The sequence below is a fragment of the Empedobacter sp. UBA7620 genome (assembly GCF_002484185.1).
GTDB lineage: Bacteria > Bacteroidota > Bacteroidia > Flavobacteriales > Weeksellaceae > Empedobacter > Empedobacter falsenii_C.
This window is the reverse complement of the sequence record NZ_DLJI01000039.1, coordinates 1-22,717: the sequence shown is the minus strand read 5'-3', so window position 1 is coordinate 22,717 and position 22,717 is coordinate 1. Positions and strand designations below refer to the sequence as shown.

The 22,717-nt window shown below is 33.5% G+C and carries 17 protein-coding genes, 1 tRNA gene and 1 pseudogene; 8 read left to right on the top strand and 11 right to left on the bottom strand.

What is annotated here, in order from left to right:
* Positions 1–22 precede the first annotated feature (22 nt).
* Positions 23–730: pseudogene (locus tag B2217_RS09450) on the bottom strand (3'-5' exonuclease).
* The gene (locus B2217_RS09445) at positions 705–1,910 is read right to left on the bottom strand and encodes a serine hydrolase domain-containing protein (protein ID WP_180905688.1); all 1,206 of its coding nucleotides are present in this window, start codon (positions 1,908–1,910) and stop codon (positions 705–707) included. The pseudogene B2217_RS09450 and the gene B2217_RS09445 overlap by 26 nt, the downstream one beginning before the upstream one ends.
* 135 nt (positions 1,911–2,045) lie before the next feature.
* Here B2217_RS09445 and B2217_RS09440 point away from each other — a divergent pair, with 135 nt between their 5' ends.
* From B2217_RS09440 to B2217_RS09430, 3 genes are all read left to right on the top strand, one after another.
* Positions 2,046–2,648 carry a superoxide dismutase gene (locus B2217_RS09440; RefSeq protein WP_038334988.1) on the top strand — a complete coding sequence of 201 codons (603 nt, stop codon included), beginning with the start codon at positions 2,046–2,048 and terminating at the stop codon, positions 2,646–2,648.
* Positions 2,649–2,718: 70 nt separating this feature from the next.
* Positions 2,719–3,075: a dihydroneopterin aldolase gene (gene folB / locus B2217_RS09435; protein ID WP_180905687.1), complete on the top strand. Its 357-nt coding sequence runs from the start codon at positions 2,719–2,721 to the stop codon at positions 3,073–3,075.
* A 52-nt stretch (positions 3,076–3,127) separates the two neighbouring features.
* Positions 3,128–3,198 (top strand) — tRNA-Cys (locus tag B2217_RS09430).
* A gap of 118 nt (positions 3,199–3,316) precedes the next feature.
* Here the strand turns inward: B2217_RS09430 and B2217_RS09425 are convergent.
* On the bottom strand, positions 3,317–5,581 hold the full coding sequence (locus B2217_RS09425) for an aconitate hydratase (RefSeq protein ID WP_280045419.1): 2,265 nt from the start codon (positions 5,579–5,581) through the stop codon (positions 3,317–3,319).
* Between the two features lie 203 nt (positions 5,582–5,784).
* Positions 5,785–8,547: a bifunctional aconitate hydratase 2/2-methylisocitrate dehydratase gene (locus tag B2217_RS09420; protein ID WP_180905685.1), complete on the bottom strand. Its 2,763-nt coding sequence runs from the start codon at positions 8,545–8,547 to the stop codon at positions 5,785–5,787.
* A gap of 718 nt (positions 8,548–9,265) precedes the next feature.
* Between B2217_RS09420 and argH the strand changes: the two genes are divergently transcribed.
* A complete protein-coding gene (argH, locus tag B2217_RS09415; RefSeq protein ID WP_180905684.1) occupies positions 9,266–10,567 on the top strand; it encodes an argininosuccinate lyase in 1,302 nt (433 codons plus the stop codon).
* A 236-nt stretch (positions 10,568–10,803) separates the two neighbouring features.
* Complete coding sequence (locus tag B2217_RS09410; RefSeq protein WP_180905683.1) at positions 10,804–11,022, top strand: hypothetical protein; 219 nt, start codon at positions 10,804–10,806, stop codon at positions 11,020–11,022.
* Positions 11,023–11,097: 75 nt separating this feature from the next.
* Here B2217_RS09410 and B2217_RS09405 read toward each other — a convergent pair whose 3' ends face one another.
* Positions 11,098–12,963 carry a GNAT family N-acyltransferase gene (locus B2217_RS09405; protein WP_180905682.1) on the bottom strand — a complete coding sequence of 622 codons (1,866 nt, stop codon included), beginning with the start codon at positions 12,961–12,963 and terminating at the stop codon, positions 11,098–11,100.
* A complete protein-coding gene (locus B2217_RS09400) occupies positions 12,964–14,205 on the bottom strand; it encodes an aspartate kinase (protein WP_180905681.1) in 1,242 nt (413 codons plus the stop codon).
* Between the two features lie 193 nt (positions 14,206–14,398).
* Here B2217_RS09400 and fbp point away from each other — a divergent pair, with 193 nt between their 5' ends.
* Positions 14,399–15,415: a class 1 fructose-bisphosphatase gene (gene fbp, locus B2217_RS09395; RefSeq protein ID WP_125349922.1), complete on the top strand. Its 1,017-nt coding sequence runs from the start codon at positions 14,399–14,401 to the stop codon at positions 15,413–15,415.
* Positions 15,416–15,487: 72 nt separating this feature from the next.
* Here the strand turns inward: fbp and B2217_RS09390 are convergent, their stop codons facing one another.
* The 5 genes from B2217_RS09390 to B2217_RS09370 all read right to left on the bottom strand — a co-directional run bounded on the left by B2217_RS09390 (position 15,488) and on the right by B2217_RS09370 (position 21,407).
* Positions 15,488–16,978 carry an SGNH/GDSL hydrolase family protein gene (locus B2217_RS09390; protein WP_180905680.1) on the bottom strand — a complete coding sequence of 497 codons (1,491 nt, stop codon included), beginning with the start codon at positions 16,976–16,978 and terminating at the stop codon, positions 15,488–15,490.
* 7 nt (positions 16,979–16,985) lie between these two features.
* The gene (locus B2217_RS09385) at positions 16,986–18,218 is read right to left on the bottom strand and encodes an OmpP1/FadL family transporter (protein ID WP_180905679.1); all 1,233 of its coding nucleotides are present in this window, start codon (positions 18,216–18,218) and stop codon (positions 16,986–16,988) included.
* Between the two features lie 138 nt (positions 18,219–18,356).
* Entirely contained in the window at positions 18,357–19,568 is a 1,212-nt protein-coding gene (locus B2217_RS09380) for an NAD(P)/FAD-dependent oxidoreductase (protein ID WP_180905678.1), read from the bottom strand.
* Positions 19,569–19,637: 69 nt separating this feature from the next.
* Positions 19,638–20,474: a universal stress protein gene (locus B2217_RS09375; protein WP_180905677.1), complete on the bottom strand. Its 837-nt coding sequence runs from the start codon at positions 20,472–20,474 to the stop codon at positions 19,638–19,640.
* Between the two features lie 105 nt (positions 20,475–20,579).
* On the bottom strand, positions 20,580–21,407 hold the full coding sequence (locus tag B2217_RS09370) for a universal stress protein (RefSeq protein ID WP_180905676.1): 828 nt from the start codon (positions 21,405–21,407) through the stop codon (positions 20,580–20,582).
* Positions 21,408–21,572: 165 nt separating this feature from the next.
* Between B2217_RS09370 and B2217_RS09365 the strand changes: the two genes are divergently transcribed.
* A complete protein-coding gene (locus B2217_RS09365) occupies positions 21,573–22,079 on the top strand; it encodes an acyl-CoA thioesterase (RefSeq protein WP_180905675.1) in 507 nt (168 codons plus the stop codon).
* A 4-nt stretch (positions 22,080–22,083) separates the two neighbouring features.
* A partial coding sequence (locus B2217_RS09360; protein ID WP_291122417.1) for a thiamine-phosphate kinase occupies positions 22,084–22,717 on the top strand: 634 nt, incomplete at its 3' end.

Sequence of the window (22,717 nt, the reverse complement as noted above, 5' to 3'; positions counted from 1 at the left end):
CTTTATAGCGGATTTTTTGTTTTTATAAATCTTCTTTTCGTTGTAAAGGTTGATCGTAGCGCATTTTCCTGAAAACATTAATCAAGGTTACAACATCTTTTTCACAATAATCTTTGATGCGTTCTACATTGTTTTCATCGTAATATACACGCGCAACTTGCGAACCATCGATATCATCTTTCGGAGTAGGAATTTCGAAAACATTTGCCAATAAATCTAATGATGTAAAGTTCTTGTAATCACCAAATTACCATAACTCCATTGTGTCCAAATGCTGAACTTCCCATGGTTTTTTACCAAATAATTGCAAAATAGCTGGAATTTCAATTTGATTAATCATCATTCGGCGAGCGATGTACGGAAAATCGAATTCTTTTCCGTTGTGCGCACATAAAATATGATCAGGCTTAAAAAAGTTTTCAATCAACATTGAATTGAAATCTTCTAACAATTTTTTCTCATCATGTCCATAAAAACTTTTGATGTGAATAAAAGAATCTTTGACAACAATTCCGACCGAAATACAGACTATTTTCCCGAATTCTGCCATAATTCCAGCGCGTTCGTGGTAAAATTCTTCAGGAGAAATCTCGTTATTATTGCGTTGATAAGCTGTTTTCTTTTCCCAAAGAGCTTGTGTTCTTTCAGTCAAAAGATTCCAATCATCAGTTTGTGGAACCGTTTCTATATCTAAAAATAATATTTTACTGTAAGGAATTCGTTGGATCATTTTCTTTCACTTTTTGATTAATTCGTATCGCTTCGTCTACCAATCGATAAACATCACCATCTGCAATTGGACGATTATTTGGCTGATCATTGTGTGTTTTTCCAGTTCGAACAACAACTAATTTTTCTGAAGGAATTACAATGATACGTTGTCCCAAATGTCCTAACATCGCATAAAAAGACGTTTTGTAATTGTAATCCATCCAAACTGAATAACCATAAATTTTTGGTTCATTTGGTCCGAACGCTTTTTTGTTTGGTAAAACCATTTTCTGAACAAATGTTGAATCCAAAATTTGTTTTCCGTACCAATTTCCATCATTCAATAATAATTGTCCAAGTTTTGCAAAATCTCGCGCTGTCGCATTGAAGCAACAATAGGTTTTCTCCATTCCTTTCGGATTATCTTTCGACCATTGCGCATCTAATTCCATGCCCATTGGTTGCCAAAATTCTTCTTGAAAATATTGTGATAACGATTTATTTTTCACTGCGCGTTCAATCACAATTCCTAATAATTGCGTGTCACTCGATTGATATTTGAAATGTCCGCCAGGTTGAGAAACAAATTTTCGATCTAACATTTGTTTAACGATATCATCGCCATAATACGCTTTTGCAGTAGGATTGAGCGGAAAATAATAATCTTCGTCCCAATCATAACCAGATGTCATCGCAGATAAATCGCCAACTGTACATTCAGCTCCATATTTATCATCTTTAAATTCTGGAATGAAATCTGTTATTTTTTGATCTAAACTTTTGATATAACCTTGCTCAATCGCTTTTCCTAACATCATTGTTGTGAATGTTTTCGCCATCGAAAAAGAATTGGTAATATCATTTTGCGCATATCCATTAAAATAATATTCGCTCAAAATTTGATTATCTTTTATAATAACCAATCCAGCAGTTCCGAAATCGTTCATCTCTTTTTCGAAGTTAGCTGACAACGGAAATTGATTATAATCTAAATGTTGATGCCAAACTCGCGGTGCACCTGCCAAAATTACATTGTTATCAAAATCTTTGTAATCGTTGATATTTGCAGTGCTTTCACCTTTCATATAGGTTAATTTTACGCCACGAAAAATGTAGTCATTCCCTGTTGCATAAAGAATTAGGATTAATACACAAATGATTATGATGAACCATTTTATTATTTTCCAAAGTATTTTCATTTCAAAAATTTAGAATCTTTTACTAAAATAAGCTTTTACTATTAAATAATGTTAAAATTCTATCATTTCGGAATCATATTTGTTGAGTTATTGTGTATCTTTATACAAGAAAATTAAATCTAAAAAATAAATATTATGGCTTTTGAATTAGCAAAATTACCTTATGCATTTGATGCATTAGAACCTCATATTGACGCAAAAACAATGGAAATTCACCATGACAAACACCATGCTGCGTATACAAATAACTTGAATGCTGCTATTGAAGGAACTGATTTAGCAAACGCTACAATCGAAGAAATTTTAGCAAAAGGAACTGACAAACCAGCTGTTCGTAACAATGGTGGTGGTTTTTACAATCACAATTTATTCTGGGAAATTTTAACTCCAGGTGGTGCTAATCAACCAACTGCAGAAGTTGCTGATGCAATTAACGCTGCTTTTGGATCTTTTGAAGCTTTCAAAGATGAGTTTTCTAAAGCTGCTGCAACACGCTTTGGCTCTGGATGGGCTTGGTTAATCGTAAAAGATGGAAAATTAGTTGTAACATCAACTCCAAATCAAGATTCTACTTTGATGCCTGTTGCTGATGTACAAGGATTTCCTGTTTTAGGATTAGATGTTTGGGAACATGCTTATTACTTAAATTACCAAAACCGTCGTCCTGATTATATCGAGGCTTTCTTCTCTGTAATTAACTGGGATAAAGTTGCGGAAAGATTTGCATCTGCAAAATAATAAGGTTTAAAAAAATTAAACAATACAAGACTTGTGTAGAAATACGCAAGTCTTTTTTTATCTTTGAACTATGGGAGTAATTATTTTAGAAAATATAAAAATATATTCGAATCACGGATGTTTAGATGAAGAAGCGCGCATTGGTTCTGATTATTTGGTTGATTTGGAAGCGCATGCAGATTTTACGAAAGCAACAGAATCGGATGAATTGGTTGATGCTTTGGATTATGTTTCGTTAAATAAAATTGTGAAGGAAGAAGTAGGTATTCGTTCAAAACTTTTGGAACATGTTTGTAAAAGAGTGTTAGATCGTATAGGTCAAGAACTTACGAATGTTACATATGCAAGAGTAAAATTATCAAAGCTGAATCCTCCTATTGGTGGGCATGTAGAAAAAGTGAGTGTTATTTTAGAAAAATCGTATTAAACTTTTTTTTTCTGAAATTATTGCTATATTTGCAGTCCAAAAGAACGGGAATGGTTCCTTGACCGAGAGGCTAGGTAGCGGTCTGCAAAACCGTCCACAGCGGTTCGAATCCGCTAGGAACCTCAAAAGCTCTAATCAATTTGATTAGAGCTTCTTTTTATAAAAGAATTATTTACAGAATTCAATAAAAAAAGCCGATGTAGAAATACATCGGCTTTTACTTTTTATGTTGAAATAATTGTTACGCTTGTTGCGCTTTAATTAAATTTAATGCTGATCCAGCTTTGAACCATTCAATTTGTTGTGCATTGTATGTATGATTTGCTACAACTAAATCTTTAGATCCATCTGCATGAACAAACTCGATTGTCAAAGGTTTTCCTGGTGCAAATTCTGTTAAGTCTATAAAGTTGATTGTATCATCTTCTTGTACTTTATCATAATCTGCTTTATCCGCAAATGTCAACGCTAACATTCCTTGCTTTTTAAGATTTGTTTCGTGGATACGTGCAAAAGAACGTACTAATACTGCTACAGCACCTAAATGACGTGGTTGCATTGCCGCATGCTCACGAGAAGAACCTTCTCCGTAGTTTTCGTCACCAACAATTACAGAAGGTACACCTGCCGCTTTATATGCACGTGCAGTGTCTGGAACTGGTCCGTATTCTCCTGTTAATTGATTTTTAACTGAATTTGTTTCTTGATTGAATGCATTTACAGCACCAATCAAAGTATTATTCGAAATATTATCTAAGTGTCCACGGAAACGTAACCAAGGTCCAGCCATAGAAATATGGTCAGTTGTACATTTACCAAATGCTTTTATTAATAATTTAGCACCCATAATGTTTTCACCATTCCAAGGTTTGAAACCTTCTAATAATTGTAAACGCTCAGAATTTGGATTTACGATCACTTCTACACGAGAACCGTCTTCAACTGGTGCTTGATATCCATTATCTTCGTAAGCATAACCTTTTGTTGGTAATTCCTCTCCTTTTGGAGCATCTAACATTACTTCTTCACCAAATTTATTGATTAATTTATCTGTTAATGGATTAAAATCTAAACGTCCAGAAATTGCAATCGCTGCAACCATTTCAGGAGATGTTACGAAAGCATATGTATTTGGATTTCCGTCCGCACGTTTTTTGAAGTTACGGTTGAATGAGTGAACGATTGTATTTTTTTCTTCTTTATCCGCTCCTTCACGATCCCATTGACCAATACAAGGTCCACAAGCATTTGTAAAGATAACTGCATCTAAATCCTCGAAAGTTTTTAATAAACCATCACGATCGGCTGTATAACGAACTACCTCAGAACCTGGGTTAATTCCGAAAGATGATTTTGCTTCTAAACCTTTGTCTAAAGCTTGTTGCGCAATCGAAGCAGCACGCGTCAAATCTTCGTAAGAAGAGTTTGTACAAGAACCGATTAATCCCCATTCAACATCTAAAGGCCAACCATTAGCTGCTGCAGTTTCTTTCATTTTAGAAACTGGTGTCATTAAATCTGGCGTAAAAGGACCATTCAAACGAGGCTCTAATTCAGATAAGTTGATTTCAATTAATTGATCATAGAAGTTTTCAGGATTTGCATAAACTTCATCATCAGAACGTAAATAAGATTTGTGAGCATTTGCAGCATCTGCTACATCATTACGATCAGTCGCTCTTAAATATCTTTCTGAAGCATCATCATAAGCGAAGATTGAAGTTGTTGCTCCAATTTCTGCACCCATGTTACAAATTGTTCCTTTACCTGTTGCAGATAAAGACTCAGCTCCTTCTCCAAAATACTCTACAATTGCTCCTGTTCCACCTTTTACAGTTAAACGTCCAGCAACTTCTAAAATAACGTCTTTGGGAGCAGCCCAACCAGATAATTTACCTGTTAATTTAACTCCGATTAATTTTGGCATTTTTAATTCCCAAGCCATTCCAGACATTACGTCAACAGCATCGGCACCACCAACACCAATTGCTACCATTCCTAATCCACCTGCATTTGGCGTATGAGAATCGGTACCAATCATCATTCCTCCTGGAAATGCATAGTTTTCTAATACTACTTGGTGAATAATTCCTGCACCTGGTTTCCAGAATCCAATTCCATATTTATTAGAAACTGATTCTAAGAAATTAAATACTTCTGATGATTTATTGATTGCTTCTTGTAAATCGGTTTTTGCTCCAACTTTAGCTTGAATCAAGTGATCACAGTGAACCGTAGAAGGAACAGCCGTTTTTGTTTTTCCTGCTTGCATAAATTGCAACAAAGCCATTTGAGCAGTTGCATCTTGCATTGCTACACGATCTGGCGCAAAATCTACATAAGATTCTCCTCTTGTATACGCTTGCGTTGGTTTTCCGTCAAACAAGTGAGCATATAAAATTTTTTCTGAGTACGTTAAAGGTCGACCTACGATAGTTTTCGCAGCATCTACACGTTCTTGCATTTTGGCATAAACGCCTTTAATCATATTTATATCAAATGCCATAATAATTGATTTATTTAATTGGTTTTAATTTATCAAAAAACATACCCCAATATACTGAATTATTTAATATTTAACGTGTATAAATGGTTAATAACCTTATTTAAATCAATTCTAACTTATTTATTTGCAAGATTATATATTTATAACAAAAAAAAGGCTAACACCGAAATGTTAGCCTTTAATATATCATTTTCTACGAACGATTAGTTCATTGAAATTGGTTTAAACTTTGTTAAGTTGATACCTTCTACAGCAGCTTTATATTCTTCAATATTAGGAATACGTCCTAAAATCGCTGATAAAACAACTACTGGAGTTGATGCTAATAAAGATTCTCCTTTTTTACCATCTCTATCCTCAACCACACGACCTTGGAATAAACGTGTAGATGTCGCCATTACTGTATCTCCTTTTTCCGCTTTCTCTTGGTTACCCATACATAAGTTACAACCAGGACGCTCTAAGTACATAATGTTTTCGTATTCTGTACGCGCAGTAGATTTTGGCAATAAGTCACTAAACTCAAATCCTGAGTATTTTTGTAACATTTCCCAATCACCTTCTGCTTTCAATTCGTCGATGATGTTGTAAGTAGGCGCCGCAACAACTAAAGGAGCTTTGAACTCAACTTTACCATTCGCTTTTTCTACATTACGTAACATTTGAGAAACGATTTTTAAATCGTCTTTGTGAACCATACAAGATCCTACGAAACCTAAATCTACGTGTTTATCTCCACCATAGTAAGTTAAATCGCGGATTGTATCGTGTGTATAACGTTTAGAAACATCAGCATTGTTTACGTCTGGATCGGCAATCATTGGCTCTTCGATAATATCTAAGTCGATTACTACTTCAGCGTAATATTTAGCATTTGCATCTGGAGTTAAAGCAGGTTTAGCACCCGATTTAATTTCTTCGATACGTTTGTTTGCTTTGTCGATTAATCCTTGTAACACTTGGTTTTTGTTGTCCATTCCTTTCTCGATCATGATTTGGATACGAGATTTCGCAATTTCTAACGATTGGATTAATGTATCATCTTGAGAAATACAGATAGATGCTTTCGCTTTCATTTCTGCAGTCCAGTCTGTAAATGTAAACGCTTGATCCGCTAATAATGTACCGATGTGTACCTCGATGATACGACCTTGGAATACATTCTCACCGTCAAATTGTTTCAACATTTGAGCTTGAGTAGCGTGAACCACATCACGGAAATCCATGTGTTGTTTCATCTCTCCTTTGAATGTTACTTTTACAGATTCTGGAATTGGCATAGAAGCTTCACCAGTTGCTAAAGCTAATGCTACAGTTCCTGAATCGGCACCGAAAGCAACACCTTTAGACATACGTGTGTGCGAGTCACCACCAATGATAATCGCCCATTCGTCGATTGTAATATCATTCAATACTTTGTGGATAACGTCAGTCATTGCATGATACTCACCTTTAGGGTCACGCGCTGTAATTACACCGAAATCATTCATAAATTTCATCAATTTAGGAATATTAGCTTGTGCTTTTTTATCCCAAACTGAAGCTGTGTGACATCCTGATTGATAAGCACCATCTACTGTTGGAGCGATCACTGTAGCAGCCATTGCTTCTAACTCTTGCGATGTCATCAAACCAGTTGTATCTTGAGAACCAACAATGTTTACTTTAACACGAACGTCAGAACCAGCATGTAAAACTTTTCCTGGAGTAGATCCTACTGCATTATTATTGAAGATTTTTTCAACTGCAGTTAAACCTTGACCATCATTTGAAATCTCTTTTGAAGGAGCGAAAACTGCTGGAGCTTCGATACCTAAAGTTTGAGCAGCAAATGTTTGGATTTTTTTACCAAAAACGATTGCGTAAGAACCACCCGCTTTGATAAATTCCATTTTTTGAGGAGTCAATGATCTTGAAATATCAATTAACTCTTGGTCTCCATTGTATAATTTTTGAGTTTTTGTATTGATTGTTAAAACAGTACCTGTAGCAACTGAATAAACTTCTTCTAAAACAGGATCGCCCGCTTCGTTACGAACTACATCACCGTTTGCATCAACTTGTTTTTTCCAGTTTTTCAAATCGATTCCGATACCTCCTGTTACATCAACAGTTGTTAAGAAAATTGGAGAAATTCCGTTTGTACCTGCAACAATTGGCGCAATATTTACGAAAGGAACGTAAGGCGATGCTTGTTTTCCTGTCCATAAAGCCACGTTGTTAACACCTGACATACGAGAAGAACCAACTCCCATTGTACCTTTTTCAGCAATTAACATCACAGAAGCATCAGGATGTTGCGCTTGTAATGCTTTAATTTCCGCTTGAGCAGCTGGCGTAATCATACATTGGCCGTGCAATTCTCTATCAGAACGAGAGTGCGCTTGGTTACCTGGAGATAATAAATCCGTAGAAATATCACCTTCAGCAGCAATGTAAGTAACTACTTTAATTTCTTCTGCAACTGCTGGTAATTCAGTAAAGAACTCTGCTTTTGCATAACTTTCTAAAATATCTTTTGCGATTGCATTTCCTGCTTTAAAAGCATCAGCTAAACGCGCTGTATCTGCATCGTATAAGAAAACTTGTGTTTTAAGAACTTCAGCAGCTTGTTTTGCAATTGCTTCGTCGTTTCCTAAAGCTAAGTCTAAAAGAACCTCGATAGATGGTCCTCCTTTCATGTGAGATAACAATTCGAAAGCATAAGCTGGTGTAATTTCAGCAACTGTAGCTTCTCCTAAAATAATCTCTTTTAAAAATTTTGCTTTTACACCTGCAGCAGAAGTTGTTCCTGGCAATGTGTTATAGATAAAGAATTTAACAGAATCCTCGCGGTATTCGTTGTTAACATCTTTAATTTGATTAATGATTTCACTTAGTAATTCTGCACCATCAATTGGTTTTGGATGTAAACCTTGACCTTTTCTTTCTTCAATCTCGTTAAGATACTCTTGGTAAAGACTCATAATTATCTATCTTTTCTTTTTAATATTAAAGATTGTTTAAAACCAAGCTACTTACACCTGATTTCATCCAATCAAAATGAATTATATAATAACACTTCGCTGTATCGTCACATCTTATGCAAAAATTATTTTCAACAAAAATCATTTTTGGCATAGGCAACCACTGTTATCAGAATACAAACTAAGTATGTAATTTTTTCGGAGGGTAATTTTTAATAATTTAACTCACACAAACTCAACATACATAAGCATTTGAGTCTGAGTTTTATTCTAAAACTTACATTAACAATCATCTAAACAAATACGCGTTTAGCTATAAATTGGTACACAAAATTACGTTTATAGTAAAGATTTTTCATCAAAGAATGATATATTTTAGTTATATTTCAATAATTTAGAATTATTATAAAAAAGGTCTAAATTTCACTTTAACAATGTTTTAAACGTAAATAAATAGAAGTTAAAAATTAAAAGGTTCTTAAAATATCAACTCCATAATTTTTGGGTCATTTTTTTACGAAATTGAATTATTTCGAAATATTAATAAACATTCAATAATCAATCTTTCGAAATGCTATCAATCGTCTAAACATTCTCAAAAAACAATCAAAAATATTCAATATGAATAAATATTTATGATTATTAATAATTATACAACTTTAATGAGATATTATACAACTTTTTACTAACTTTGCGCCCTTAATTCATTATTATAGATATGAAACTTTGGGACAAAGGTTTTACCATTAATGATAAAATCGAAAAATTTACTGTTGGAAAAGACAGAGAATTGGATGCTCATCTTGCAAAATACGATGCTTTAGCGTCGAAAGCTCAGGCAAATATGCTAGCAAAAACAGGTTTGATTACCAATGAAGAAAATGATGATTTGCAAATTGCTTTGGATGAAGTTTTGGTTCTGATTGCGGAAAATAATTTCGAAGTCGACGAAAATTACGAAGATATACATTCAAAAATTGAGGCTTTTTTAATTGAGAAAACTGGCGATGCCGGGAAAAAAATTCACGTTGCGCGTTCTCGAAATGATCAAGTTTTGGTTGCAATTCAACTTTTTGAGAAAGAGTACTTAAAACATACAACAGAGAAAATTGTCAACTTAATTGAGATTTTCCTACAAAAAGCAGACGAATTCAAGAATCATCAATTACCTGGATATACGCATTTTCAGGCGGCAATGCCAAGTAGTTTTGGAATGTGGTTTTCTGCTTATGCAGAAAGTTTGTTGACAGATTTATACTTTTTTGAGGCTGCATATAAAATTTCTGATCAAAATCCTTTGGGCTCAGGTGCAGGTTTCGGAACAAGTTTCCCAATTGACCGTTTACAAACAACGCAAGAATTAGGTTTTTCAGAAATCTTAGTTTCTTCTGTTGGTGCGCAAATGCTTCGTGGAAAAACAGAAAAATCTGTTGCAACAGCTTTGGCAATGATTTGTGGAACATTGTCTAAAATGTCGTATGATTTGGTTCTATATAATTCACAAGATTTAGCTTTTGTGAAGTTGCCAAACGAAATGACAACAGGTTCGTCGATTATGCCGCACAAGAAAAATCCAGATGTTTTTGAGTTAACTCGTGCGCATTGCAATAGAATTCAGGCATTGCCAAATGATATTATGATGACGATTAATAATCTTCCAAGTGGATATCACCGCGATTATCAAATTTTGAAAGAAATATTATTCGAACCAATGATGCAGTTTGATAATATTATTGACATCTTAACATTTGCAATTCCTCAACTTCAGATTAAAGATAACTATATGAATCAGGAAAAATATGATCCGATTTATACAGTTGAAAATATTAATGAAGCGATCAAAAATGGAACACCTTTCCGTGATGCTTACAGAGAAGTTGGTTTATCTGTAGAAAATGGAACATATGTACCACACAAAGAATTTCAGACTTCGCATATCGGAAGTATTCATAATTTGAGGTTGGATTTAATTTCAAATAAAATCGAAAAATTCAAATTAGAAGCACAAGTTTTAAAATAATCATTTAAAATACATCAAAAAATCATCCTCGAATTATAGAATTTGAGGATTTTTTTGTTTTATAAATTTTATAATTTCGGAAAATTTCAACGTTTAAATAATTGTAATTCTATATTTTGTAAAATAAAAAGTGTTTTACAAAATAATTACAATGATTTTTTATTATATCAGGTCAAAATCATTCTAACTTTGACTCATCAAATAACAAACGTTTAATCGATTAAAATTTTAAAAAGATGAAAAAATTTTTCGCAGTAGTTGCAGTAGCAGCTTTATCATTAGGAGCAGTATCTTGTGGAGAGAAAACTGAAGAAGCACCAGTAGAAGAAGCTCCAGCTACAGATTCAGCTACAGCAGTAGTTGATTCAGCAGTAGTTGACTCTGCAGCAGCTCCAGTAGCTGATTCAGCAGCAGTAGCAGCTCCAGCAGCAGATTCTACAGCAGTTGCTCAATAATTAAAGCGAAGCTAAAATATAAATGCGCTCAACTAGGTTGAGCGCATTTTTTTATGTTTTATAATTTGATAAAAACTAAATAATTGTTCCGTCAAATTTTCCTGATTGTATTTTTTTATCAAGTTCTGCTTGAATATCCTCTAAAACAGGACGAACAGTAGATTCTGGAATATCCGAAACTCGAATATACATTAAACCATCAATCGCATCATTAAACTTTGGATCCACATTAAAAGCAATCACTTTTGCATTTTGTTTGATGTATTTTTTAATCAAAACTGGCAAACGCAACATATTTGGTTCAAGCTCATCGATTAATTTATCAAACTTATTCAAATCAGCTTCAGATTCATCAAAAATAAATTCTTTATCTTCCTCTTTCAGCTTAACTTTAAACTCATTTTTTGCTCTCACATACTGCGCTACAGTAGAATCATAATAATGAGATTTCATAAATTCGATCATCAAAGATTTTGAGAAATCAGAAAACTGATTACTAATACTTACTCCTCCAATAATAAATTTCTGATTTGGATTTCTCAACGTTACATGCACAATTCCTCTCCATAATAAGAACAATGGCATCGGCTTTTGTTGATACTCAGCTGAAACGAATGCACGTCCCATTTCAATACATTTCTTGAAGAAAGGATGAATTTCTGGATCAAAATTGAATAATTCATGAACATAAAATCCATTAATTCCATATTTTTCGTATACCTCAGAACCAATTGCCATACGATATGCTCCAACAATTTTATTCGTATCCTTATCCCACAAAAATAAATGGTGATAATGATTATCGAAGCGATCAAGGTCAATTTCATCATTTGTACCTTCACCAATCGCACGGAAAGTTATCTCTCGCAAACGACCAATTTCTCTTAATATATTTGGAATTTGTTGAGCTGTTGAAAAGAAACATTCGTAATTATTATTAGTAAATAATAATGCTTGTTCATCTTTTCGTAAAGTTTCAATATCTTGAATTAATAAGTCTAAAGCAGTTTCCGAAATAATCGGCTTAACCTTTTTGTTAGAAGAAGATAAGCTTGGTAAATTCGGAATTTTCAACTCAATATTCGAAGGGTTTTTCAATACTTGAGTTAAACTTCTTTTTTGTTTGTAATATGACGAAAGCATGTACGTTTTCTTTCTCAAAAACTCAGAATAATCTTCTATAGACACATGCTCGTCTTGTTGTTTTTGTAAAATTGGTTTTCCAATACGAATTTGAATTGGACGTGTTCTTTTCTTCATCATTTCAGCTGGCAACATTGCCGTTTGAAAATCTGGATGAATCTTCGCTACACGGTAAAAAATATTACTATTTCGCGCTCTAAAAAACATTGGAACAACAGGAACTTTTGCTTTTTTGATCAACTTCATCGCTGATTCTTGCCATTCTCTGTCGATAATTTTACTATCTTCATCACGATAAGAAACTTCTCCCGCAGGAAAAATCCCTAAACAACCTCCAGCTCTCAACAACTTTAACGCATCGCGCATTCCTGAAAGGCTACTGTATGCATCTTTACGTGTTTCGAAAGGATTAACTGGAATAATCATCGGTTCTAATGGTTTAATTTTTTGCAATAAAAAATTACCCATCACCTTGAAATCAGGACGAATTTTTGACATAAAATGCATCAAAATAATTCCGTCCAAAGCTCCAAGCGGATGATTAGAAATAATAATAAAAGGTCCTTCTTTTGGAATACGTTTCAAATCTTCTTCATGGATTTCGTAATCCATTCCCAAATCATCAATCAAATAATCCAAAAAAGGTTCGCATTTCAAATGCTTTCCACGATTGTACAAATCGTTTAACTGATCTATACTGAAAACTTTTTTCAATGCCCAAGCTACAGGCTTTCCTAAAACACCAATTTTAGAAAGACCCGAAGCTGAATAGATATCTTGTGTCGTGATTAAACTCATTTAAGCTTTAACAACTATTTGTAATGTTTCGCGCACTGTTTGTCGCAATAATTCTTTTTCTTTTGAAACAACTTTGTCAGAATCTGCATCAAAATGGCGAATTGTGTACAATAAAACATTGTTTTCTTCTTGCACTTTATACTCTTCGTTCATATCTGCAACAAACTTTTCTAAGTTGTCATATTTATCCTCCAAACATAAAGATAGTGAAATTGCTGAATTTTGCATCAAATTTACTTTGATTTGATAATCATATAGTTTATTGAAAATTCCGCTCAATTTATCTTCTGTAATAAAAGAGAAATCTTTACTTGATAAACGAATCAAATGTTGCTCTCTTTTTAGGATAAAACAAGGTACTTTTGGATCTAATGGTTGACCTTTCGCTACCTCTGTTCCTGCTTCTGTAGGATTAATAAATGATTTTACGAAGAAAGGAATTTCTTTTTGTTGAAGCGGCTGTAACGTTTTCGGGTGAATAACAGATGCACCATAATACGCCAACTCTATTGCTTCTTCATAAGAAATATGATTTAACAACTCAGCATTATCAAAATAACGTGGATCAGCATTCAAAACTCCAGGAACATCTTTCCAAATCGTCATGCTATCCGCATTTAAACAATAAGCAAAAATCGCCGCAGAATAATCTGAACCTTCACGCCCTAAAGTTGTTGTGAAAAAGTTTGGATCAGAACCTAAGAAACCTTGGGTAATAAACAAACCTGTGTTTGGTAAACGTTTAATGCTTTCTTCTGTTAATGCCCAATTTACTTTTCCTTCACGATATGTATTATCTGTTTTGATATAATCGCGAACATCTAACCATTCGTTATTAATTTGTATCGAATTAAGATACATACTGATGATTTTTGTCGAGATTAACTCTCCACAACAAACCACTTGATCATACACATAGCTATAATTTGGTGATTTGTTACGTCTTAAAAACGAAACAATATCATCAAAAAATTGCGAAATTTCGTTCGAAACCTCAGCTGGATTATCAAATAATTCTGTCGCTAAAGCAATGTGTTGTTCTTTTACTTCGTTAATTGTTTTTTCGAAATCTTGTTCTTCAAAATAGCGTTTGACTACCTCTTCCAATGCATTTGTTGTCTTGCCCATAGCAGAAACAATGATACATGTATTTTCGTAACCAACAGATTGCAATAAACTCGCAACATTTCTAACGCCGGCTGCATCTTTCACCGAAGCACCACCGAATTTGAAAACTTTCATTTCTATAAAAATTTTTTTTTGTAAATATTTAACTTGCAAATATAACCAAACTACACTTTATATGTTGACCGAATTTAATTAAAATAAAAAATAAATTTGAATGATGATTTTCACGTATTTAGATTAATTTCAAACGTTTGAAATGATATAAAATTGAGTTATTATTCCGATATTTGACCAGCAAAACATAATTATGAATACTAATTCTCATCAAACTCTTGGAGAGTTTATCATAGAAAATCAAGCAGATTTTATTTACTCATCCGGAGAACTATCTAGATTGCTGAGTTCTATTAAGTTAGCGACAAAAGTTGTTAATTATAAAGTAAACAAAGCAGGACTTGTAAATATCTTAGGCGAATTCGGAAATGAAAATGTCCAAGGAGAAAAACAACAAAAATTAGATGTTTTCGCAAACGATACGTTTATCGAAACGTTGTCGCAACGCGAAGTTGTTTGTGGTATTGCTTCGGAAGAAAACGAAGATTTTATCGCGATTCAACCTTCAAAAAATTCAAAAAACAGTAAATATGTTGTATTGATTGATCCACTTGACGGCTCATCAAACATCGACGTAAATGTTTCTGTTGGAACAATTTTCTCTATCTACCACCGTGTTTCTGAACCTGGAACACCTGTTACAAAAGAAGATTTCTTACAACCAGGTAACAAGCAAGTTGCTGCGGGATATGTGATTTACGGTACATCGACAATGTTGGTTTACACAACAGGAAATGGTGTAAATGGATTTACATTAAACCCAGGAATTGGAACGTTTTATTTATCTCATCCAAATATGTGTATTCCAGAAGATGGACATATTTATTCAGTTAACGAAGGTAATTACGTGAAATTCCCTCAAGGAGTTAAAAATTACATCAAATATTGTCAGGCAGATGAAGAAGATCGTCCGTACACTTCTCGTTACATCGGTTCTTTATGTTCAGATTTTCACCGAAACATGTTGAAAGGAGGAATTTATATTTATCCTTCTGGAACAAATAATCCGAACGGAAAATTACGTTTATTATACGAATGTAATCCAATGGCATTTATCGCTGAACAAGCTGGAGGAAAAGCTTCTGACGGTTTCCAACGCATTATGGATATTGAACCTACAGAATTACACCAACGCATTCCTTTCTTTTGCGGATCGAAAAATATGGTCGAAAAAGCAGAAGAATTTTTACGAAATGAAGAATTGAAATAATCATTTCTAAAAAAATATAAATAACGAAAAAATCCGCTCGATGAGCGGATTTTTCGTTATCTAAACATTCAATTAAGGAATTGCAATACCTGGATAATTTCCTGGGTAAACGTGTCTTAAAGTTGAATGATATTTTTGATTAATTGCATCAGCAAACATATTTGCTACAATTGCATATCCAGTCCCTGTTAAGTGAACTCCGTCTAAAGAAAATGCTCCACCAGAAATAAATGCTGTTGTATATGTTTGTCCATAATACTTAATCCCTGAAGCTGAACTTAATTTTTTCATTTCAGAATATGCATCAACTAAAGCCAAATTATATTTTGTAGCTAAGCCAGCAATTGCAGCATTATATTTTGTTACAGCTGCTTCTGCTTTCGCAGTTTCTTTTTCTGTCAAAATAAATTGATCAGGCATTTGAACTTGCGTTCCATATCCTTGTTTGATATACGCTAAAGCTGTAAGTGTAACTAAATCTTTTGGCGTAGCTTGTCTAAAGTTTTTTAGTGCAGCGAATTGTGCTCCGAATTTAGTTAAATCAGTCAAATCTTTATCTACAATCACCAATGCATTTTGAGTAGCTCCCGCCGTAAATGGTTTAATTAAACGTTGATTATACTCAGATTCTGATATTAATCCAGCTTTAAAAACCAATCCTAATCCTCCATTATATTGTGCATATGCAGAATTAAGAGCTGTCACTTGCTGTTCAGTCAATCCAGTAACTGCATTGTAAGGTATTGTAGTGAAATACGGAATAGATGTTACAGAAGGAATATTTGCAATAACTCCTTTTGGTGTTTTTTCAGAACTTGTCATGTCAACAATGATCTTTTCCAATGAACCAGCTACTACTGCGACATTAGAAATATCATTCGTTTTATAATCTGCAGCAGCTAAACTACCAGTTTCATTATGATCTGTACCAACTCCTCCACTAGTTGCATATCCTAATACATCATTATTACCAATCCATAATGAGAAAAATGTAGGTTTTTGTGCAATTGCATCTTTTACAACTGAAGTAGTTGGACTACTTGCAAAACGCACAAAATAAGGATTTGCTTTTCCTAAAGACAATCCTGCTGCATTACCGTAACCTTCTGCTGATAAATGATAAGATTTTGCCCCAGGAACTCCCATATTTTGATAAGGTCCTGCTGTAGAAATATTATCCAATGGCCCTCCTGGAGCTGTTGGCACAGGAGATAAGCCATCTTTTAAAATGTATTTACCATAATATAAGATGTTACCATCATTATCTTTTAAATCTGTAAATCCACCTGTATCATTTGGCATATAAGGAATTTTAAATTCTCCTCCTCCAGCAGCTTTCATCAATCCAGCTAACATGTTTGGGTAAGAATTTTCTTGTCCAGATTTGTACAATGCATTATCTCTATAACCAGAAGTTAACGAGTTACCTAATGCAATATATGTAGAAAAGTTTGCTTCACCTGCTGATACTTTAATATCTTCAATCGGATGTTCGAAATCTTCGCTACAGTTAAACATCGTAGCAGCTAATGCAACTAATACTATTTTATTTAAGTGTTTCATTTTTGTCTTATTTTAGGTTGTACGATACGCCTAAACCAAAGTTTATAGCACGCATTTTAACATCTCCAGAGAAGTTTTGTTGAATATTATCAATATGTCTTTCGTCTCCTTTTACATATGATCCAAATAAATCAATATGAAAACCTGACTCAAATCTAAATCCTAATCCAGCTGAAACTGAATTCAAGTTAGAACTTGGTGTTTCTGATGACCAATAAGCTGATGGAACTGGTGATTTATCATGATAATAACCAACACGTCCAACAATCATCTCGCTGAAAGTATACTCTGCTCCAAAACGGAATAATGTATTGTCTTTCCAGTTTTTCGTAGAAGATGATGTGTAAAAAGTATTAGAAGCATCATTATATAAATTGATATCTAAACTTTTGTAACGTGTCCAGTTTTGCCAAACTACATCTCCAAAAAGTTCTAATTGTGGTAAAACTTTGTACGACATTCCAAATGTAAACTCAGATGGTAACGGTAAAGTTGTATTCCATTTATCTGTATTGAAAGGGACATTAGATGCAATTCCAGAAGGAACATTAGACCATGTAACATCACCTTTATTTGCAGAAACATCTACATTAGAACGGTACGCAATTCCAACTCCAAATTTATCTGTTGGCTTGAACATTGCTCCAACATTAAATCCTAAACCATGAGCATCTTTATCCTCTAATTTAAGTTTAATATCATTTCCAGCAACTGTTTGCACTTTCTCCAATTTAGCTGTTCCGTGTGTATAAATGAAACCTACCCCCAAACTAAACCAATCAGAAAAACGATATGCAACCGTTGGCTGAATATTGAATGCTTTTAAGTCAATATGTGTAATATTTGCTTTGTTTTGCCAATCTTCTGGCCACGTAACCGAACTACCAAAAGGCGTCGTAACACTCAATCCAATTGCTAAATCATCTACAGGCTTGTAACTAACTGCCAAATACATTGGTGTTCCTAATTTACTATCTGTTTCTGCTTTTTGTAACGTCATTGGATCTTGCCATTTTACGTCAGTTTTTACACCAAAACCTCCGACAGCAATACTCAATTTACTATCAACAAAAGCTAAACCTGCAGGATTATAAAACGCAACACTCGCATCGTGAGTTTGTGTTGCAGAAGTCCCTCCCAATGCCGCTTGGCGAACTCCTTGTAAAGCAACTCGGTATCCACCTGCGAATGCAGAAGAAGATAAGCCGATTAATGCTAAGGTTAAGAAAATTTTCTTCATATTTTTTGTTCGTTTTTAATAATTCCTTTAAACAAAAATAACATAATTTTATAATAATGTTATGTTAACATAATAAATCTTGAAAAAATCTTTATTCTTAAGGCTTTCAGCCAGAATAATATTTGTGTAAAATATACACTATTGATAAATTTCTTTGATTTTTTCAGATATAATATATCCTTCAGACCAACACGCCTGAAAATTGAACCCACCTGTTATGGCATCAATATTTAAAACCTCACCGGCCATAAACAATTGTGGGATTTTTTTTGCTTGCATCGAATGAAAATCAATCTCTTTCAAATCGACACCGCCAGCCGTCACAAACTCATCTTTGAACGTACTTTTTCCATTAATTTGGTATTTTCCTTGCGTCAATTCTATTGCAATTGCTTCGATGTGTTTTTTCGATAAATCTGCATAAACCTTGTTTTCATCTATATTACAATAGCTCAGAATACTAAACCAAAAACGCTTCGGAAAATCGAATGGATTATTTTTATGCACATTTTTCTTAGCATCAACTTGTTTTTTATCATTCAAAAATGAAATGATTTCGTCTTTAGATTGATTTACAAAATTGATTTCAGTTTCGAATTTATAATTGCTTTCATTCAATTTTAAAGCACCCCAAGCCGATAATCTCAAAATCGCTGGTCCACTAAATCCCCAATGCGTAATTAGTAACGGACCTTCTTCTTCTAATTTTTGTTGATTGATTTTGACTTCAGCATTATCGAAAGAAATTCCCATCAATCCTTCAATTCGAGGATCTTTGCAATTAAACGTGAATAAAGAAGGAACTGGCTGAATGATTTTTAAACCTAAATTTTTCAAACTTTTCCAAAATTTAGGCGTACTTCCTGTTGTCACAATCACCGTTTCGAAAAAATGTTTTCCTGATTTTGTTGTCAATTCATAACCACCATCAACTTTATTAATTTCTTGCACACCATCTGAGAAATTAAGCTGAACTTTATTTTGATCAACCGCTTTTGTCAAAGCCTCTATAATCGAAAGTGAAGAATCGCTAACTGGAAAAATACGGTTATCGTCTTCTATTTTCAATTCTACTCCGCGCTCATCAAACCAAGCCATTGTATCACCTGGTTGAAACGTGTAAAAAACGCTTAATAATTCCTTTTTTCCGCGTGGATAAAACTCGACCAAATCAAGCGGATCAAAACATGCATGCGTCACATTACATCTTCCTCCACCCGAAATGCGTACTTTTTGAAGCGGTAGATTTGCTTGTTCAAACAATATAGTTTGTTGTCCTACAGTTTTTCCAAGGTTTGCGGCAACAAAATATCCTGCTGCACCACCTCCTACTATGGCTATTTTTTTCACGGGGCAAAGGTAAAGTTTTATTTTTAACAGAATTTTTGACAAAAAAAGGAAATGTTTTCACATTTCCTTTTAAGACTTTTGTTCATGAAAAACGAACAAAGGTGTAATATTTTTATTTGCAATTTTCTTTGTAAATCCTGGCGAAAAAATCTTATCAAAAAATCCTTTATTGCGACTCACAACCGTCAACAAATCAATTTGTTTTTCCTTGATAAAATCCAACACCGCGTTTACAGGATCTGCATCATGATAAATTTCAAAAACAATTGGATCTCCAGCAAACTGATCTTGCCAATCTTTCATTGCTTGTTGATTAAATTTTCCATCTTTCGAAACGTGCATACAATGAATTTTTGCCTGATGACGATTTGCAATTTCAATCAAATACTTTAACGCATCTTTATCTTTTTGATCAAAAACAGTCGTAAAACCAATATTTTTAAATCCTTTGAAAGACATTCCGTGCGGAACACTAAGAATCGGAACTTTCATCGATGTAATCGCATTTATCGTATTCGAACCGAAAAGCATTTTCTCAATTCCTGAATTTCCATCCGTTCCCATCACTACAAAATCAACGCTTTCTTCACCAATAATTTCGCGTAGAATGTATAAGAAATTTCCTTCTTCTAAAATAAATTTGATTGGAATTTCATTCAAACCATTATCATCAGCAATTTGTCTTAGTTGCGGAATATTATCTTTAAAGTTATCGAAACTTCCTAATTCTACCGTTTCATATACATTCTGAATCAATCCAGCACTCAAACTTCCAGTAATCATTGGCAATTCATAAACATGCAACACATAAACTTGTGCATCGATACTTTTTGCAAGATTTAGTGCATATAAGAAGGCGTTATTGGCAGTTTCTGAGAAATCTGTTGGGAACAATATTTTTTTCATCTTTTCGTGTTTTGTACTCAAAAGTTACGAATAATTTCATTTCAACACGAAAAAAGCTCAATCTATTTCTACAGATTGAGCTTTGTATATTCAGTATAAATTATCTTATTCGTGGAAAACAAACAAAGGCACGTTGTGTTGCGTCAAAATTTTCTTTGTAAAACTTGGTGAAAATAATTTCTCGAAGAAGCCTTTGTTACGGCTGACTACTGTCAACAAATCAATTTTTTCTTCTTTGATAAATTCCAAAACTGCATCAACAGATTCATCCGCAGTATAAATAGAAAAATCTACAGGTTCGTCTTTATAATATTCTTTCCAATGATTAAGCGTCGGAATATCATAATTTCCATCTTTCGAAACGTGTAAACAATGCACTTTTGCTTTGTAACGATAAGCGATTTCTGTTAAATAATCTAAGGCTTTGCGGTCTTTATCTTGGAAAATTGTCGTAAATCCGATGTTATTTATTCCTTTGAATTTATAACCATTTGGCACGCTCAATACCGGAATTTTAAGATGTTTGATTGCATTCATCGTATTCGAACCAAAAAGAACTTTATCAAATCCTGTATTTCCAGTCGTTCCCATTACCACAAAATCTACTTTTTCATCTTCGATAAATGTTGGCAACACAAACGAAAGCATTCCTTCTTTTACGAAAAATTTCAAATCAACATTTGCAAAACCATTGTCCTCAGCCATTTTTCTCAAGAACGGAATATGATCTTTTAAATTCTCGAAATTATTTAATTCAATTGTATTATAAACATCTTGCAAAATACCAGCATCGATTCCTCCACTTACCATTGGATACTGAAAAGCGTGCAAAACATACAATTCTGCATTCTGATTTTCGGCTAAATTTAACGCATACAAAAACGCATTATTTGCTGTTTCTGAAAAATCTGTTGGAAATAATATTTTTTTCATAATCTGTCTGTTTAATAGCTTTTTAAAGATACAAAATATTAAATATCTATATTTTAATTTGATGTTAAATCTTATTGTTTTTTATTATTTACGATGATTAAAAATATTATCATTTTCGTGTAAATAGTAATCCGTAACTTTGTACCTTAAATAATTTTTCAATTCATGAATAATAAATATTTTCAAAAAACCATTGTTCGATGGTCAGATTTGGATGCTAATCGCCATTTAGCGAACGCTTCGTATATGAATTTTACAAGTTTTTCACGTATTGCTTTTTTGAGAGATTATGGCATTTCGATGAAAAATTTGGCTGAATATGGAATTGGACCAGCTATTTTGCACGAACAATTTTCCTTTTTTAAGGAAGCAATGGAAGGTGAAGAAATTTATATTTCGGTAGAAATTGGTGGAATGTCGGAAGATGGAATGATTTATCAATTTATTCATAATTTATATAACCAAGATGGTGTACATCTTTGTCATTCTGAATTGACAGGTGTTTGGTTTTCGATGTCGAAAAGAAAAATGCAAGCACCACCAACAGAAATGTTAGAAAATATTAAAAAATCATTTGAAGGACAAACCGTGAAAACAATGTCGAAACAAGATATTATCAATTTACCTTTTCGTTCAGAAAATATAGATCCTTCAATCTTTACTCAAAAATAAAATCATGTTAGAAGATAAAAACGTTTCAAAAACAAGTTTAGCCGAAATTGGAGAATTTGGTTTAATTAATCAAATCAAAGAAGGTTTTCCGATCAAATTAGAAAGTTCTATTAAAGGAATTGGCGACGATGCAGCTGTTCTTGATTACAAAAAAGATAAAATTGTGGTTTCTACTGACATGTTGGTAGAAGGTGTAAATTTTAGCTGGTCGTACATGCCTTTGCGTCACTTGGGTTATAAAGCGGTTGTGACGGCAATTAGTGATATTTTGGCGATGAATGCTATTCCAAAACAATTGTTGGTTTCGATGGCAATTTCGAATCGTTTTACGATAGAAGCTGTGGACGAAATTTACAACGGAATGAAATACGCTTGCGACAAATACAATATTGATATTGTAGGCGGCGATACAACTTCTTCTGTTAGCGGACTTGTTTTGAGCATGACGGCGATTGGCTCTGCTCCAGAAAAAGATTTGGCTTATAGAAATGGTGCAAAAGAAAATGATTTGGTTGTACTTTCTGGTGATTTAGGTGCTTCTTTTCTTGGTTTGCAAGTATTAGAACGCGAAGCACAAGTATCAAAAGTAAACCCTAATAATCAACCAGATTTCGAAAACTATTCATATTTAATTGAAC

What these genes read in the sequence shown, in the direction of transcription:
- folB (WP_180905687.1), top strand. Translation starts at nt 2,719, where the DNA reads ATGGGAGTAATTATTTTAGAAAATATAAAAATATATTCGAATCACGGA.
- B2217_RS09445 (WP_180905688.1), bottom strand. Translation starts at nt 1,910, where the DNA reads ATGAAAATACTTTGGAAAATAATAAAATGGTTCATCATAATCATTTGT.
- B2217_RS09375 (WP_180905677.1), bottom strand. Translation starts at nt 20,474, where the DNA reads ATGAAAAAAATATTGTTCCCAACAGATTTCTCAGAAACTGCCAATAAC.
- B2217_RS09425 (WP_280045419.1), bottom strand. Translation starts at nt 5,581, where the DNA reads ATGGCATTTGATATAAATATGATTAAAGGCGTTTATGCCAAAATGCAA.
- B2217_RS09365 (WP_180905675.1), top strand. Translation starts at nt 21,573, where the DNA reads ATGAATAATAAATATTTTCAAAAAACCATTGTTCGATGGTCAGATTTG.
- B2217_RS09420 (WP_180905685.1), bottom strand. Translation starts at nt 8,547, where the DNA reads ATGAGTCTTTACCAAGAGTATCTTAACGAGATTGAAGAAAGAAAAGGT.
- B2217_RS09410 (WP_180905683.1), top strand. Translation starts at nt 10,804, where the DNA reads ATGAAAAAATTTTTCGCAGTAGTTGCAGTAGCAGCTTTATCATTAGGA.
- B2217_RS09405 (WP_180905682.1), bottom strand. Translation starts at nt 12,963, where the DNA reads ATGAGTTTAATCACGACACAAGATATCTATTCAGCTTCGGGTCTTTCT.
- argH (WP_180905684.1), top strand. Translation starts at nt 9,266, where the DNA reads ATGAAACTTTGGGACAAAGGTTTTACCATTAATGATAAAATCGAAAAA.
- fbp (WP_125349922.1), top strand. Translation starts at nt 14,399, where the DNA reads ATGAATACTAATTCTCATCAAACTCTTGGAGAGTTTATCATAGAAAAT.
- B2217_RS09440 (WP_038334988.1), top strand. Translation starts at nt 2,046, where the DNA reads ATGGCTTTTGAATTAGCAAAATTACCTTATGCATTTGATGCATTAGAA.
- B2217_RS09390 (WP_180905680.1), bottom strand. Translation starts at nt 16,978, where the DNA reads ATGAAACACTTAAATAAAATAGTATTAGTTGCATTAGCTGCTACGATG.
- B2217_RS09400 (WP_180905681.1), bottom strand. Translation starts at nt 14,205, where the DNA reads ATGAAAGTTTTCAAATTCGGTGGTGCTTCGGTGAAAGATGCAGCCGGC.
- B2217_RS09370 (WP_180905676.1), bottom strand. Translation starts at nt 21,407, where the DNA reads ATGAAAAAAATATTATTTCCAACAGATTTTTCAGAAACAGCAAATAAT.
- B2217_RS09385 (WP_180905679.1), bottom strand. Translation starts at nt 18,218, where the DNA reads ATGAAGAAAATTTTCTTAACCTTAGCATTAATCGGCTTATCTTCTTCT.